The following is a 16,120-nucleotide window of genomic DNA, read 5'->3' on the forward strand; positions in this document are numbered from 1 at the left end:
ATTTCGACCGACGAACTGCCGAATGTACCTGCGTATCGACGCATGCGATACGTGCGTGCACGTACTTCTTTCTGATCTCCCTCCTTGCGGATCTCACACCACTCGCTGCCGCTCCAATGCGGATACGTGTGGCGTGGTTCAGGGACGGTCGGGCTCAGGGCTTCGGCGTAGTTCAGGAATGCCTGATTCGTGACCATGTGGACCTGTGAGGATGAGGGGCGTTCACGCACCCCGATGCCCCACCGTTCAGTCCCAGTGCGGCAGCCTCAAGCGGTCGGCGAGTTGAGCTTTGGGATCCCAGCCTGCGGGTCGTTGGCTCTCAGGCCCGCGCCAGGGACAGCCGGCCTCGATCCATGCGTCTCGCGCGGCTCTCACACCTGCGTTCGTGGCGTCCTCGTAGCCGAACTCGCTGGAGCAGCAGGCGCAGATATCGAACGACGGCGTCAGACCGTCGGAACCCCAGGGTTCGTATCCCTGATCGAGCCCGCACACTGGGCAGTTGGTCCCCGGCCTCGGCGTTCTGGTCACAGGCCGATGCTACATACGCACCGCATGTCGGCTACGTCTTCCGGGAGTGTCGGGCAGGCACGGTTACCAAGATCATGGAGTTCTCGACGCCCCATGACCTGCCTGGAAGACCGTGCCTGCCGACGTATCATCGCCGATCCCGCCTGCCCTTGCCCAACTTCGCGACCATAGCGAGCTCGCACCGGACGAGCTGCCCAGCCTGCTGGAGCGCCTGTCCGAGGTGCCCGATCCCCGTGATCCGCGCGGAGTGCGCCACGCGCTGACCGTCGTGCTCGCCCTGGCCGCGTGCGCGGTCCTGACCGGCGCGACCTCGCTCTTGGCGGTCGGCGAGTGGATCGCCGACGCTCCACCGCACGTCCTGGAACGCGTTGGGGTCCGGCACGACCCGCTCCTCCCGAGGCGGGCCAGACCTGCGGAGACGACGGTCCGCAGGCTCCTGGCCCGGATCGACGGCGATGCGCTCGACCGGGCAGTGGGTCGCTGGCTTGCCGATCGGTGCACCCCTGCCGCCGGCCGACTGCGCGGCCTGGCCGTCGACGGGAAGAGCCTGCGCGGAGCCTCCAGGGCAGGCGACCGCAGGATCCACCTGCTCGCCGCTCTGGAGCACACCACCAGCCTGGTCCTGGCCCAGCTCGACGTCGGTGTCAAGACGAACGAGATCACCTGCTTCCAGCCGCTGCTGGACACCGTCGTCGACCTGTCCCGGACCGTGGTGACCAGCGATGCCATGCACACCCAGCGAGAGCACGCCGACTACCTTCTGGGACGCGGAGCGCACTACATCGTGATCGCCAAGGGCAACCAGAAACGTCTCCGCAGGCAACTGAGGGCCCTTCCCTGGCGGGAGATCCCGCTCCAGGGCCGCACCAGAAACGCCGGCCACGGGAGATCGGAAATCCGGCGGATCAAGGTGGCATCCGTGAACAACCTGTTTTTCCCCGGCGCTCGACAAGCAGTCCAGGTCAAGCGTCGCCGCACCCACCGCAAGACCGGGCGGACCACGATCAAGACCGTCTACGCCGTCACCAGCCTCACCGCCGAGCACGCCAACCCTGCAAGGATTGCCCAACTCATCCGTGAACACTGGCAGGTGGAAGCCCTGCACCACGTCAGGGACACCACCTTCGCCGAGGACGCCTCACAACTGCGCACTGGCAGCGCGCCCCGGGCGATGGCCACGTGGCGCAACCTCGCCATCGGCGCCCTGCGTCTGTCCGGCACAACCAATGTCGCTGCCGCCCTGCGACGCAACGCCCGCAACGCAGACCGTCCCCTCGCCCTCCTCGGACTCGCGTGAACCGGACATTGCTCGACTACGCCGAAGCCCTGCGGTCGGGCTCCGGCGGGCAGAGCGTCATGAGTACGATCGTTCGGTCGCTTCCAGGTTCGCTGCGCTGAGTGACGAGGACACGGTGCTCCAGCACGTTGGCGGTGAGCTGTGCGATGTGGGAGTAGGTGAGGAAAGGGTCCACCCCCGGCAGCTCAGACGCGGAACCGTGTCCGGGCCCGGGGAGGACAACGCGCAGCTCGGCGTTGGTCATGGTGACGCGCTGGTCCGCCATCGCGTCGACCTGGCCGCGAATGTGGTCGGCGACGTGCTGCGCGGCTTCCAGCGTCGTTTCCTGGTAGTCCGAGTCGTGCGGTGACAGGGTGGCGACGCCGTGCGACTCGGTCAGCTCGGCGAGATCGAACAGCATGGGCTGACGCACTACGGCCACGGGCAGCAACTCGCCGCCGAGGGACATGCGCCAGGGCTCGTTCCTTCGCTGTCCGGCGTTCTGTGCGGTGGGGTTCTGCGCGGTGTACGCCGGGCCTGCCGCTTCCGTTGTGTCCACCGTGTCAGCGGTGTCCGAAGGCGTGTCGGCCGGGTCCGCCACGGGCCGCTCGGCGACTGTGCGGCCGACGAGCTCACGCAGTCTCTGCCGCTCTGTTGGGGTGAGGCCGGTGTCGGTTCCGGACAGGTAGTGATTGATGCCGGCGATGCGCGACTGGTCGGTCCGGACGTTGGCGACGATGACGTCGGCCGGGGTCGTGTCAAGCGTGAGAGCGGCGAACACGGCGTCGACGACGGCGCCTCTGCGGGAGTCGTCGGTTTGATAGTACGCGGCCAGCAGCGCTCCGATGCGCCACCGACGTTCGGACGCGTCCATTCTGGTCGGAATCCGGGACGCCAACTGGGCCACTCGGGCGGGCAGTTGTGTGTACGCCTCGGCCCAGGGAGTGAACGGATCGGTTTCGAGCGAAGCGAGGGACCGGCCATGGGCGAGGAGGTCGCGAGCGGCGACCGCGGTGTCCCGTGGTTGGCCAGTGCCGTTTGTGAGTCGGTGGAGGGCTTCCAGGTAGGGGTCGTAGGCGGCGTAGAGCTTGTCGGCCGTCGCTTGCCAGTCGGTCTGATCCTGGGGGCCCGTGCCCGACCGGCCGTCGTCGGCTGCCTCGGACGGCTGGTTCTGCACGTCGGGTGGGTATCGCTCGACGAAGGGGGAGACAGCTGGTGCATAGGTGAGGACCCACTTCGTATCTTCGGTGAGGCGTTTCTTCAGCGCCTGGCCACGTTCGTTGGGCGGCTCCCAGCCCATGAGTTCGGGATGCTCGATGTATCCCTCGGCCAGCGCCTCGGCAAGGAACTCCTGCTTCTGCTCCTGTGGGACTTCCCCGCCGTTCTCATCCGTGATGTGCATGAGGTCGTAGTCGGAAGTGACCGGAACCCACTTCTCCGTGAGGTTCGCGGCCGAGGCACCGGCCACGTGCGAAGGCACGCTCGAACCCTCACGGTACGCCCTGATGGGGGTCCCGTCGTTGCCGACGAGAACCCGTGCGGTGATGATCCCGTGCGGTTCGACCCGGAACCTGCCCTTCAGCTTCCTCATGTCCGCGGCGAGCACCACGTAGTCCCGCATACGCGTGGCATAGGCACGCCAGATCTGCTGCTGGCGCTCGGGCGACTCCGCCCGCAGCCGTGCCGGGTCGGGGCGGTTGGGGCGGTAGTACGCGACCAGGCCGCGTAGTGCGCGGTTGAGCCCCAGGAAGGAGTCCACTTCGGAGGCCGACTTCGCTTTGATGGCCTCCGGCTTGCCCACAGCCGCACCACCATGCGCGTTCCATGGCAGCGACTCGACATTGGTGAGGCGGAAACTGACCACTAGGTTGTGCCGGTCGGCCAGGTCACGCAAGCGTTGACTGATGACGTCCGGGACGCCGCCCTCCATGGCACTCGACACCTTGCGGATATCGATCCCCAGGTTCTGGGCGATCGACTGCCGCCGGGACAGCGACTGCGGATCGCTGGCTGTTGAGATGCCGGCCGACGACTTCCTGCGGTCCAATGCTGCCGAAGGCCGTCTGGCGGGCCTGGTCGGCATCGCCTCCTGGGACACACCGGCGGAGTTCTCCCTCAGCGGACGGCCGGTGCCTTGCCGGGAGGGCCGCACCGACCCTGGCGGAGCCGAATCCGTTCGGTATTCGGAAGGTTCAACTCCCGTACCGGCCTGACCGGGCGGTACCGGGGCGCCGGGATCAAAGTCCTGTTCCGGTTCCTCACTCAGGGGCGCGTCGACGCCGGATCCGAGTCGGAAATCCGCCAGCTGCTGCTGCAGATCATCGGTCCCGGACCAGGGCCCCTGGCTCTCCGAAGACGACCTCGACACCGCTGGAGAGCCGGTCGAGCTCAGTGGCCCGGCGGCGCTGTCGAGGGGATCGACCGCGTCCCCCCGCCGTACCCTGCGGGACGATCCGCCGGGAGCCGCCACCGGGCTCGTTCTCTCGGTGTGGAAGTGCGCGCGCAGCCACTCGGAGACGAGTACGGCCGCGGAGAGACCGCCCGCATCGTCCCCGGACAGGGCGGACACACCCGCTGCCACCGCCGACAGATACGCCACCACCGCCTGGATGTCGTCCAGCAGCAGCCGCCGCAGAGCCACCGCCGCGTCGAGGTCACCGCCCAGGGCGACAGGGGGCAGTTCGTGGCGGGCCGCCATCTCCTGCCGGGCCTGTTCGAGATGGGGCGCGAGCTCTCGCTCGCTGAGTTTGCCCAGATGCCGCCGCGCCAGGTCGATCAGAGTCCGGGTGGCGTCCGTGTGGGCGTGATGTTCACCGGAGGGAACATGCCTCTCCGCGTCTGTCCGCGGTACGGTCGGCTGAACGACGCTCACCGCGAACGCGCCGTCGTCGACGCGGACCGTGCCGTCCGGGTCGACGGTACCGACGGCCCGCTGCCCGAACTGCCGGGCTCGTACATCGGGCCCGGCGATCAGCGCGCCCAGGTTGTTCCGATAGGCGATGCCGAGCTGCTCGTTCACTCGTGCGATGGCCGCCTCGACCTCGGCCCGGGTCAGCCCTCCCAACTCGGCCAGCTGCCGGATGTCTTGTTCCACCGGGAAACACGTTTGCGTGCCTCCGGCGCTACTGTCCGCGACGGTCATCACATCATTCCTTCATACGTTTGAGCGTCTCACCGACCATGACCAACCTACTGCCGTCTCAGGCAAAACATCTATTGCCCATACGCCGGAGCACGACGTCGTCCAGCAAGGTCGAGACCGCCCGGTGACGCGGACCGGGGGCGCGCCACGAATGACTACGATCGTCATGCCCATGCCTTGAAGATCGCTTCCTTTTGAGCGTCATCGGCATCCCGCTCTTCTCTCTCGTGGAGACGAGGGACCTCGGACGAGGGAGGCGGGCGCCCTAGACAGTCATATGACGTATGCGGGGAATGGGCATCCACCGGCACACTGGAGGTGAGGACGCCCTCGCCCAAGGTTCGCCGACGACGCTCCGCCCGAAGCGGATCAGCAGCGTGAGAGAGAAAGATCGATGCACGACATCTCCGACAGCCATCCGGACATCCACTGGCCGTCCGGGTTCACGCCTACCGACGCCCACAGCTTCCACCGCGCGCGGGCCGTCGTGCCCGGACCGGCCCATCGGGCGTTCGCCCTCATCACCGACGTGGCACGGTGGACCATCTGGGTCCCCGGCTGCGAGGAGGTGAGTACGGACGTCTTCGCCGAAACCTTCGAGGTGCGCTGGGCAGGTCAGCGCTTCGAGGTCTTCGTCGGCGAGAACGAGCCGCCCCGCCGCCTCGGCTGGCTGGGCATCGGCGGAGGCGTCCAGCTCTACCAGGCGTGGCTGTTCACCGAGGTCGAGGGCGGCACCGAGGTCGTCGTGGAGAACGCCGTCCGCACCGGTGCGCCCAAGTCGCTCGACACGATGTCGCACGCCTGGGCGGAACAGCTGAACGACCTGTGGCTGGCCCAGCTGGCGAAGCTGACCTCGCAGGCGTGACGCCGGCCGGGTGCGGAGCCGGTCCGGGCGGACCGTACAAGGGGTTTCTGCGGTGCCGGAGGTGGATCCCGCGACGGAGTGGGCGCGGCTGAACGGCCGTCCGGCGATTGTGGCTCATGAGGAGGGCGAGCGGCGGCAGCACTGCGGTGCGGGCTCGCCGGCTGCCCGTCCTCACCCAGCTCGCCGAAGACCCCCAGCACCGCATCCTCGTCCTGATCCCCGACCGGACAGAACTTCTCAGGGTGCGAGGCGGTGATCAGGGCGCGGTACGCGTGAACATGCTCCGTAGATCGGCGTCGAACAGCTTGTCCTTGGCGACGAAGAACTCGATGCCCGCGCTCCGCAGTTCCTCCGGCGACCACAGAGACTTGTCCGTCGAGGTCAGCACGGTCCGGGGCGGGTACTCCTCCTCGGTCAGCAGCCGGGCCACGGCCAGCCCGTCCAGGTCGGGCAGGTGCAGATCGAGCAGCAGCCCGTCGGGGCGGTGTGCCCGCACCGCGGCAAGGGCCGAGGCGCCGTCCCGCGACTCCGCCACGACACGCAGGCCCCGTGCGGTCAGCAGGGTCGTGGCGATGCGGCGGAATCCAGGGTCGTCGTCTACGACGACGATGTTGATGCGCATGCCCCCAGGATGCACAACGGGCAGGTCGCCCGACCATAGGGGGAGCCCTACGCTTCGGGTGCCGGTCAGGCCCGCGCCAGGCGCCCAGTCTCCACACGCAGCACGTGTTCCACCGCCTGCACCAGAACGTCCTTGACCGCGCTGCGCAGACGGGCATCGCAGTGCAGTACCGGCACGTCCGGTTGCAGGGTCAGCGCGCGGCGCACCGTGTCGGTGGGAAAAGTGGGGGTGCCTTCGAAGCAGTTGACGGCGATCACGAAGGGCAGGCCCCGGCGTTCGAAGTAGTCGACGGCCGGGAAGCAGTCGGCCAGCCTGCGGGTGTCTGCCAGGACGACCGCGCAGAGCGCCCCGGCGGACAATTCGTCCCACATGAACAGGAACCGGTCCTGCCCCGGGGTGCCGAAGAGGAAGAGCGCGAGCCGGTTGTGGATGGTGATGCGGCCGAAGTCCAGGGCCACCGTGGTGGTGGACTTGCCCTCCACGCCCGCGAGGTCGTCCACCGCGGTGCCGGTGCGGGTGAGCACCTCCTCCGTGTGGAAGGGGACGATCTCGCTGACGGCGGAGACCAACGTGCTCTTGCCCGCCCCGAAGCCACCGGCGATCAGGATCTTCGCGGCGTCGGGCAGGGCGTCGGCCGACGTGAGGTAACTGCCGGCGCGCGCTGTGGGAGACATGGCGAACGTGCCTTTCCGTAAAGCGTTCTGTGTCTTGCGCGGAGGGGCTGGGGCACGGCGGAAACCACCTTCGTGCCGTCATGGTGCGCTTCGCGTCGGTCACTTCACAGCGCACGCAGCCCTTCCAAGACTTCCTCGATCATTCGAATGCTCGGCCGGGTGTCCGGTCCGTCCGGTTCTCGCACCCGTATGGCCCGTGCCGCGAACAGGTCTCCGAGCAGCACCCGTACCACTCCCACCGGGAGGTTCATCCGGGCGGCGACCTCACCGACCGGACGGGGGACATGGCACAGCTTGAGGATGGCCCGGTGTTCGGGCTGCATCCCCACCCGGTCCCCGACCGTCTCGACGGCCGCCACGACGAAGGCCACCAGGTCGAACGAGTACCCCTCGCTGCGGGTCCGCCCGCGCACCATGGCGTAGGGCCGGACCACCGGTCCGCTCTCCTCATAGGCCCCGCCGTCGGCGACGATCACCCGGCGGTCCCGTCGCCTGTCGTCGAGCCGTCACGGGTGGGCACGGACATGTGGAAGCCCAGCCGTTTGACGAGCATGGCCATCTCGTACGCCACGACGCCGATGTCCGCCGCCTGCCGGGTCAGTACCGTCAGACAGGCGTTGTCACCGGCGGCGCACACGAAGAGGAACCCGCCCTCCATCTCGACCATGGTCTGCAGTACGGCACCGCCGCCGAAATGCCGGCCGGCCCCCTTCGCCAGGCTGTGGAAGCCGGAGGCGACCGCCGACAGCCGTTCCGCCTGGTCACGGTCGAGTGCGTCGGAGGAGCCCAGCGGCAGGCCGTCCGTCGACAACAGGACGGCGTGACCCACCTCCGGCACGGCGCTCACCAGGTCGCTCAGCATCCAGTCGAGCTGGGAACCCGTCACCGGCAGTTCTGTGTCCGTCATCGTCCGCCGCGCTTTCTGTGGTCGTCAGTCGTATGAAGGGCATGCGGGGCTGCTCGGTGGGCGGCTACCGCGGAAGTCCCGGACGGCAGGGCGGCGAGCGACCGGCCTCCGCCTGCGCGACCCTCGCCCTGGCGGCGCCGGCTTGCAGGGCCGTCATCATGGAGCGCACGCGATCGGGGCGTTCGGCCGCGGCGGCGTCCGCGGGCAGTTCCCCACTGGGACCGGCCGTGCGGGCAGCCGGGCGGGTCAGCGCCCGGGCGGCGGGCCGGCCGGGGACGGGTGCGGCGGACCGGTCCTGACCCGCGGGGTACTGCCCGCCGCGCCAGGGGGACTCCCCCGGACCCACTCGTCGCTCATGGTCCGGACGACCCCAGTCCATGAGGCGGTGGCCCTGCGGCTCGGCGTCGGGCCCGCCGGGGTCACCGGCCAGGTTGGTCTGGGGCACTCGGCGGGGCAGACCGTCGATGGTGTCTCCGTCCGGCCAAGGGACCGTCGGGCCCCCGGCGCTTCCCGGCATCGGATGGCCGGCCGCTGCGGCACCGGCCGTTTCCCGGTCGGCCGGACCGGTGGAGGCCGCCGCCGGCGGATTCGCGCCGGTCCGGACGTGCGCCTGCGGCTTCGGGACGGCCGCCGGCGGTCTGCCGCCGGACCAGGGATGTCCGTGGGCGGCCGGGCCGCCGCTCCGGGTGGACAGCGCGCCCGTGGTGAGCGGCGTACTGCGGGCCGTTGGCACCGGGGCCGCGCCGGTGGCGGCTGCCGGAGAAGCGGTGCTCCCGGTCGTGCGCTGCGGGGCGGGGCGGTGCCGTCCGGTTCCCGGGGACGGCTGTCGCGCTCCGGGAGACGCGGCGGGGTCCGGTGATCCGTTACGGCCGGCGGCGATCTGCCGCGGCGCCGGCGGGGCGGACATCGCCCCGGCCGGCTCACCCGCCCGCTGGGGGGCGGCGCCCAGCGCCGGCTGCGGGGTGCTCGGCCGCGCGGACCGGGCGGTGTCCACCGCTGCGGCCTCGGGTGCGCCGTCCTGGTCGGACCGGCTCCATTCGAGGAGGCTTTCGGGGATCAGCACGACGGCGTTCAGGCCACCGTACGGGGAACGCCTCAAGGTCACCTCTATCTTGTGCCGCTGGGCCAGTCGGCCCACCGTGACCAGGCCCAGCCGGGTGCTGTCCAATGCCGTCACGTCCAGCGGCGCCTTGATGCGTTCGTTGGCGGCGGCCAGTTGGTCGGCCGGCATGCCGAGCCCGCGGTCGTCGATCTCGATGACCAGGCCGGTGGCCGCCAGACCCGCGCTGACGCGCACCTCGCTGTCCGAGGGCGAGAAGACCTCGGCGTTCTCGATGAGCTCGGCCAGCAGATGGATGACGTCTCCGGCGGCCCGCCCCTGGATGCCGATCTCCGGCACCGGCAGCACCACGACACGAACGTACTGCTCGGTTTCGGCGACGCCACCCCGGACCACGTCCACCACCGGGATGGGACGGCGCCAGAACCGGCCCGGAGCGGCTCCGGAGACGATGAGCAGACCTTCCGCGTAGCGGCGCATGCGCGTGGCCAGTTGGTCGAGCTCGAAGAGCCGGTCGAGGGTGTTGGCGTCCTCCTCGTGGCGTTCCATCACATCGAGCATGCTGAGCTGCCGGTTGATGAGAACCTGACTGCGCCGGGCCAGATTGACGAAGAGCTGGCTGATGCCCTGGTGAAGGCGGACGTCCTCCTCGGCCAGTTCGACCGCCGTGCGCTGCAACGCCTCGAAGGCGGCCCCCAGCTCGGCCATCTCACGGTTGACGAACACGGGCCGGTCCGTACCGGGGCGCACGTCCACCTGCTCTCCGCGCCGCAGCCGGCCCGCGACGTCGCGCAGCTTGTCCTCGCTGAGCGTGCGCGAGGAGGTGTTGAGCCGACCGATGTCACCGAGCAGTGACCGGACCATCCGGATCGACATCACCACGGACACGAGCAGCGAGACGACACCCAGTGAACCCGCGATCACGAGCTGCGCCAGGGCCCGGTGGGCCGGCGGTCCGGTGCGGGTGAACACGAGCTTGATGTCCTTCAGAGCGGTGCTGCTGGTCACCTCGTCGGTGGTGTCGTAGGCGGTCCGCCAGTCGGAGATGGCGAACGGCAGCCGCTTGGCCCCCGGCCCCGACGCGATGATCTTGTCCTCCAGCGCGACGACTCGCGCCATGGCACCGCCGGGAGCGCTCAGTTCCAGGAACGGAGCGCGCTGCGCGGCCGGCAGCCGGGCCACCGCTTCGGCGCTCAGCATCCGCTGCGCCCCGATGTTCTGCACCAGGGTGTGGTAGGTGTCCGGGGTGATCCGCCGTTGCGGCGTCGCGGCGGCGGCGGAGATCAGCGCGTCTTCCTGCGAGAGGAAGTCACCTGCGGGCACCTGGGTGTACAGCGCCTGCCCGAAGTCCTGCGCGTCCTCGTCCGGGAGGATGGTCATGGCGCGCAGCGCCTCACCGATGCTCTGGGTGAGGGAGGTGTAGGCGGCCAGTACGTCGTTTGGCGACGAGGTGTGCGCGTCGACACCCTTCCGGATCGTCGCCAGTCTGTCGAGGGAGCGCTCGGCGCCGTCGACCCCCTTGCGCACCTTGTCGTTCTCCGCCGCGCGCACATGGCCGCGGCCGGCCTCCGCCCGGAAAGCGGCGAGGGCGGTGTCGGTGGCCTTCCGGCCCGCTGCCAGATCCTTGGCGGCGGAGGGCGAGACGGCAGCCACCACCGCGTCGCGACGCTCATGCTGCACCGCGACCAGAGTGCGCCCCAGCGGGGTGGCGAGGTGATTGCCGATGGTGTCGACATGGAGCAGGGTGAGCGCGTTGCCGAGCGAGAGGTAAGCGGCGTAGGCGCAGAGCACCGCCAACGACACCAGGGGAAACAGCAGCATGATGGTGAACTTGCGGCGCATGGACCAGCCACGTTGGGTCATTGAGGCCTTGTCTCGGAGGCGGGCCTGCGGCCGTCGACGGTTCGGTGAAGGGGGTACTCGCGACACTCAAGCATCCCGGGGAGCGCATATGTGTGCACATGGCGGCGGCAACGGTGATGGAAATGTGGCGGCTTTTCCACGTTGTGTGTTCATGGTAGGCACCAGCTGACACATCGCTCACAGAACTCGCATCACGTTCTGGTAACTAGGTGACGACCGATCACCGGCACTGACGGAACGATATGCTTCGGTGGCCGCCTCGCAAACATACGTGTCCACCTGGACACTTCGCAGGCGCGGGCCGCCGGCGCACGCACAGTGCCTGCGGCCGAGCGCCCGGTGAGGCCGGCTCACCCACATCATTCAGAAGGGTTGCGTAATGCGCGCACGCCTCTTGCTCACCGTCGCAGCGCCCGTGCTGACGGCTCTTGCTTGTACGGCCGTCACCGTCCTTCCGGCCGAGGCATCCGCCTCCTCGGCCCGCGCCGCCCAGGCCACCGTCACTCCGGGCATCGGTCACACGTGTTCACGCTGGGTGGCCATCAACGGGTTCTCCGACTCCCTTGACAAGACCACCTTCGAGGGAATCCCGGTCTCCGAACTGTCGGGACTGGCCCGGGACACCAATGGTCAGTTCCTCGCCGTCGGTGATGACTCACACCTGTTCACCCTGGACGGACGTACCAAGAAGCCGGTCGCGGTGCGGCCCCTGGCCACTCCTGACGGCACCGAACTCGACTCCGAGGCGATCGTGGTCGACCACGACGGCACCCGGTTGATCACCGACGAGGAGCAGCCGGCCGTCCACCGGTACTCCGCCTCCGGCCGCTACCTCGGCAGTCTGCCCGTGCCGGACGCCCTGAAGGTCGCTCCCGCCGGACGGGCCACCCACAACCTGACGTTCGAGGGCCTGGCACTGCTGTCCGACGGCCGCACCCTGGTCGCCTCCATGGAAGGGGCGCTCACCGGTGACGACGCCGGCATCCGGCGGCTGCAGACCTGGCAGCGGGTCGGGCACTCCGGCGCCTTCCGCCTGGGGGCGCAGTTCGCCTACCGCAGTGACGCCGGGCTCGACATCTCCGACATCACCGCCACGGACGACGGCCGGCTGCTGGTGCTGGAGCGGGGCTTCACCGCCGGTGTGGGCAACTCCGTGCGTCTGGTCCTGGCCGACTCCCGCCGGGCCACCGACGTGAGCGAGGTGCCCGAGCTCACCGGTGACCTGACCGGCGTGCGGCCCATGGCGCGGACGTTGCTGACCGATGTCTCGGCGTGCCCGTCCCTCGGCGCGACCACCAAGCAGCCGCAGCCGAACCCGCTGCTGGACAACATCGAGGGGGTCACGGTCACCGGTCACACCCGGGACGGCCGACTCCGCCTGCTCATGGTGAGCGACGACAACCAGCGGGCCACTCAGACCACCCGGCTGTACGAACTGACCGCCCGGCTGCCCCGCACCTGACGGCCGGCAGAGACGCGGATGCCGGTGCGGCGCTCCACTCGTCGGTGGAACGGCCGCACCGGCTGCCCGTCCTGCGTGGCGGGGAGGCACTGGCAGGACTGTCCGGGCGGGATGGCCGTGCCAAACCGGCCGTCAGCGCCGGTTCACTTGACCGAGCCGGCCATCACCCCCTGGACGAAGTGCCGCTGGAAGGCGAAGAAAACCACCAGCGGAACGATCAGCGAGACGAACGCCCCCGGGGCCAGTACGTCGATGTTGCTGCCGAACTGCCGTACCTGGGACTGGAGTTGCACGGTGAGTGGCTGCGAGGAGCTGTCCGCGAACAGCAGGGCCACCAGCAGGTCGTTCCAGACCCACAGGAACTGGAAGATGGCGAGGCTCGCAATCGCCGGCCGGCCGACCGGGAGGACGAGCTGGACGAAGATGCGCCACTCGCCGCCGCCGTCCATGCGGGCGGCCTCCAGCATCTCCTTGGGTATCTCCGCGAAGTAGTTGCGCAGCAGGAAGACGGAGAACGGCAGTCCGTAGGCCACGTGGAAGAGGACGACGCCGGGAATGGTGCCGAACAGACCCAGTTGTCCGAAGAGCTTGGCCACGGGCAGCAGCCCGATCTGGACGGGGACCACCAGCAGGGCGACCACCAGCAGGAACAGTGGCTCACGGCCGGGGAAGTCGAGCCAGGCGAATGCGTACCCGGCCAGGGCCGCGAGGAGGACGACGAGGACCGTGGCCGGCACCGAGATGAGCACGGTGTTCCAGAACGCCTGGGTGATGCCCGCGTTCTTCAGCAGGGACGAGTAGTTGTCGAAGGACAACTGGCCCGGACTGGCCAGCGCCGTCCACCAGCCGCCCTCGGCGGTGTCCTCGGAGGACCGCAGCGAGGAGATGAACAGTCCCGCCAGCGGTGTCAGCCAGATCAGGCCGACCAGCACGAGGAAGACCTGGACCAGTCCGTTGCTCAGGCCCCTCTTGACCGCGTTCATCCCTGACTCCTCTTGAAGCGCCGCACGTTGAAGACCATGGCCGGCACCACCAGAAGCAGCAGCAGGACACCGATGGCGCTGCCCAGTCCCTGGTTGTTGCCTCCGCCGAAGGAGACCAGCCACATCTGGGTGGCCAACACGGTCGCGTCCTCCTGCACCGGTCCGGGGGCGATGATGTAGACGAGGTCGAAGACCTTCAGCACGTTGATGACCAGTGTGACGAAGACGACCGTGAGGACGGGGGCCAGCAGCGGGACGGTGATCCGGCGGAAGATCTGCCATTCGTTGGCGCCGTCCATGCGCGCCGCTTCCAGGGCGTCGCGGGGCAGCGTGGACAGGCCCGCGCCGATCAGGACCATCGCGAAGCCGGTCCAGATCCACAGGTAGGCGCCGATGATGGCGGGGGTGACGAGGGCGGGTCCGAGCCAGGAGACACCCTGGTACGGGGCCGCGAAGTTGGACGCGGGCAGCGTCACCGTGTACGAGCCGGCCGCGAGCTTGCCGAAGTGATAGGAGCCGTCGGCGGCGGTCGTGGTGGTGGCCACGGTCTTCCCGTCGCGGACTGCCTCGACCTTCATGCCGGGCAGCCCCTTCTCCTGCCCGTCGACCTTCCCCGGGGTACCGGAGCCGCCGGGGGTGAAGTCGAGGTAGACCACCCCGCGCACCTCGTCGGGGCCGGCCTGCTCGGCCGCCGCCCCGGAGGCGGTCGCGGCGTCGCCCGGCAGGTCGGCGGGGAGGACGCCGACCATCGGGAGCGCTACCGTGGAGCCGGGTGACACGGCCCGGTCCGCGGCGTACGCGCCGTTCTTCTCGACAAGCAGCCCCGGGCCCGTCCGGCCGCGCGCGGTCGGGTAGGACGAGGTCGCGCTGAACGCGTCGTGGACGGAGACGGCGGCGGCGTTGAGCACCCCCTTGTCGGGGTCCTGGTCGTAGGCGAGGCGGAAGATGATGCCCGCGGCCAGGAAGGACACCGCCATCGGCATGAACAGCAGCAGCTTGAAGGCGGTGGCCCACCGGATCTTCTCCACCAGTACGGCGAGGATCAGGCCGAGTCCGGTCAGCAGCGCGGGGGCTACGACCACCCAGATCACGGTGTTGCGGATGGCCTTGAGGGTCGCCGGGTCCTGGAACATCTCGACGTAGTTGTCCGCGCCGACGAAGCGGGTGCCCGAGGCGTCGAAGAGGCTGCGGCCGACGGAGAACAGCACCGGGTAGACGACGAGCGCGCCGAGCAGCAGCAGGGCGGGGAGGGCGAACAGTACGGCGACGACACGGCCGCGCCGTTTCTGTTTCCGGGCGAGGGCCGGCGGGGTGGAGGGCGTCGGCGGGCGAGGGGCCGCCGTCGCCTCGCTGACGGTCGTGGCGGTCATGTCGGCTCAGCCCCGGTTCTGGTAGGCCTTGGCCGCTGCGGTCTCCAGGTCTGCGGCGGTGGCCTTCGGGTCCGACGGGTCGCGCAGGAAGTCCTGGAGCAGCTTCCACTCGCCGACGCCCTTGGTGCCGCCGAACGCGGCGGGTGCCTGGTCCGACATGTCGAAGCGGACGGAGTCGCCGGCGTCGATCAGGGACTTGGCGGTGGCGCGGGTGACCTCGTCGCCGTAGGTGTCGAGGGCGAGCGCCTTGTTCGGGGAGAGGAAGCCGCCCGCCTTGGCCCACACACCGGCCGCATCAGGGGTGGCCAGGTACTCCAGGAGCTGCATGCCGGCCTTGCTGTTCTTGCCGTTCTTGAGGACGACGGCCGCGTCGCCGCCGCTGACCACCGGGGCCTTGCCGCCGTCGACCGGCGGGAAGGGGAAGAAGTTCGCGTCCTTACCGATGGTCCGGCCGAACTGGTCGTGCGCGACGCCGGCGACGAAATCACCCTCGTAGACCATCGCGGCCTCGGGCTTGGGGCCGAAGACTTTCTCCACCGAGCCGGGGAAGTCGGTGTTGAGGGCGGTGCTCGCGCCGCCGGCGACGAGCTGCTTGTCCTTGAACAGCTTGCCGAGGGTGCCCAACGCCTTGACCACGCTGGCGTCGGTCCACTTCAGCTTGTGCGTGGCCAGGGCGTCGTACTTCTCGGGTCCGGCCTGGGACAGGTAGACGTTCTCGAACCAGTCGGTGAGAGTCCAGCCGTCCTCGCCGGCGACCGCGAAGGCGGCGAGCCCAGAGTCGGAGACGGTGTGTCCGTCCTTGAGCAGCTGGTCGTAGCTGGTCGGGGCCGACACTCCGGCCTGGGCGAGGGCGTCGGGGCTGTACCAGACCGTCGACTTGTGGGCGGCCTTGAAGTAGAGGCCGTACAGGGTGCTGCCGACGCTGCCGTACGTCTTCCAGACCGGCGCGTAGTTGGCGTCCACGGACTGCTGGGTGGCGGCGGAGAGCGGCTTGAGCCAGCCCTTGTCAGCGAACTGCTGGAGCACACCGACCTGAGGGACCATCACCACGTCGGGAGCGTTGCCGCCCTCGATCTTGCTGCCGATGACCGTGGAGACGTTGTCGCCGGTGGAGATGAACTGGGTCTTGGCGCCGGTCTTCTCGGAGAAGGCGTCCAGCACCTTCTGGAAGTTCTTCTGCTCGCTGCCGGTCCACACGCCGGCGACGGTGACGGTCTGGCCGCTGAGCGGCTTGTCCCCGCCGGCCGCGGTGGGTGTGGCACCGCCGCAGGCGGTCGCGCCGAGGGCGAGGACCAGTGCGGTGCAGCCGGTGAGCAGGGCGATACGTGGTCGCATCATCGTCGATGTTCCCTTCAGGGATGGATAGAA

At 69.3% G+C, this 16,120-nt stretch carries 12 protein-coding genes; 3 read left to right on the forward strand and 9 right to left on the reverse strand.

All coding sequences use genetic code 11. From position 1 onward, the window contains the following. Positions 1-640 precede the first annotated feature (640 nt). Entirely contained in the window at positions 641-1,825 is a 1,185-nt protein-coding gene (locus tag ABZT06_RS42490; protein ID WP_355753375.1) for an ISAs1 family transposase, read from the forward strand. 16 nt (positions 1,826-1,841) lie between these two features. Here the strand turns inward: ABZT06_RS42490 and ABZT06_RS42495 are convergent, their stop codons facing one another. Beyond that, on the reverse strand, positions 1,842-4,898 hold the full coding sequence (locus ABZT06_RS42495) for a hypothetical protein (protein ID WP_355753377.1): 3,057 nt from the start codon (positions 4,896-4,898) through the stop codon (positions 1,842-1,844). A 442-nt stretch (positions 4,899-5,340) separates the two neighbouring features. Here ABZT06_RS42495 and ABZT06_RS42500 point away from each other — a divergent pair, with 442 nt between their 5' ends. After that, positions 5,341-5,811 (forward strand): SRPBCC family protein, encoded by a 471-nt coding sequence (locus tag ABZT06_RS42500; protein ID WP_355753379.1) that lies wholly within the window; start codon positions 5,341-5,343, stop codon positions 5,809-5,811. 256 nt (positions 5,812-6,067) lie between these two features. On the opposite strand, the gene ABZT06_RS42505 is transcribed toward ABZT06_RS42500, so the two are convergent. The 5 genes from ABZT06_RS42505 to ABZT06_RS42525 form a co-directional block, all read right to left on the reverse strand. Beyond that, positions 6,068-6,433: a response regulator gene (locus ABZT06_RS42505; RefSeq protein WP_355753382.1), complete on the reverse strand. Its 366-nt coding sequence runs from the start codon at positions 6,431-6,433 to the stop codon at positions 6,068-6,070. 65 nt (positions 6,434-6,498) lie between these two features. Then, positions 6,499-7,107 (reverse strand): ATP/GTP-binding protein, encoded by a 609-nt coding sequence (locus ABZT06_RS42510; RefSeq protein ID WP_355753384.1) that lies wholly within the window; start codon positions 7,105-7,107, stop codon positions 6,499-6,501. 104 nt (positions 7,108-7,211) lie between these two features. Continuing rightward, entirely contained in the window at positions 7,212-7,583 is a 372-nt protein-coding gene (locus ABZT06_RS42515) for a DUF742 domain-containing protein (protein WP_355753386.1), read from the reverse strand. Further along, positions 7,580-8,014, reverse strand: coding sequence for a roadblock/LC7 domain-containing protein (locus tag ABZT06_RS42520; protein WP_355753388.1), 435 nt, complete (start codon positions 8,012-8,014; stop codon positions 7,580-7,582). Before ABZT06_RS42520 ends, ABZT06_RS42515 begins: the two co-directional genes overlap by 4 nt. 64 nt (positions 8,015-8,078) lie before the next feature. Continuing rightward, on the reverse strand, positions 8,079-10,937 hold the full coding sequence (locus ABZT06_RS42525) for a nitrate- and nitrite sensing domain-containing protein (protein WP_355753390.1): 2,859 nt from the start codon (positions 10,935-10,937) through the stop codon (positions 8,079-8,081). A 379-nt stretch (positions 10,938-11,316) separates the two neighbouring features. On the opposite strand from ABZT06_RS42525, the gene ABZT06_RS42530 reads away from it, so the two are divergent. Next, the gene (locus ABZT06_RS42530) at positions 11,317-12,399 is read left to right on the forward strand and encodes an esterase-like activity of phytase family protein (protein ID WP_355753392.1); all 1,083 of its coding nucleotides are present in this window, start codon (positions 11,317-11,319) and stop codon (positions 12,397-12,399) included. A gap of 143 nt (positions 12,400-12,542) precedes the next feature. Here ABZT06_RS42530 and ABZT06_RS42535 read toward each other — a convergent pair whose 3' ends face one another. From ABZT06_RS42535 to ABZT06_RS42545, 3 genes are read right to left on the reverse strand one after another with little or no spacing between them, the layout of a single operon-like run. Continuing rightward, positions 12,543-13,382, reverse strand: coding sequence for a carbohydrate ABC transporter permease (locus tag ABZT06_RS42535; RefSeq protein WP_355753393.1), 840 nt, complete (start codon positions 13,380-13,382; stop codon positions 12,543-12,545). Next, a complete protein-coding gene (locus ABZT06_RS42540; RefSeq protein ID WP_355753395.1) occupies positions 13,379-14,752 on the reverse strand; it encodes a sugar ABC transporter permease in 1,374 nt (457 codons plus the stop codon). The genes ABZT06_RS42535 and ABZT06_RS42540 overlap by 4 nt, the downstream gene beginning before the upstream one ends. 6 nt (positions 14,753-14,758) lie before the next feature. Then, entirely contained in the window at positions 14,759-16,090 is a 1,332-nt protein-coding gene (locus ABZT06_RS42545; protein WP_355753398.1) for an ABC transporter substrate-binding protein, read from the reverse strand. Positions 16,091-16,120 lie beyond the last annotated feature (30 nt).

Source organism: Streptomyces sp. NPDC005483 (assembly GCF_040606035.1).
GTDB lineage: Bacteria > Actinomycetota > Actinomycetes > Streptomycetales > Streptomycetaceae > Streptomyces.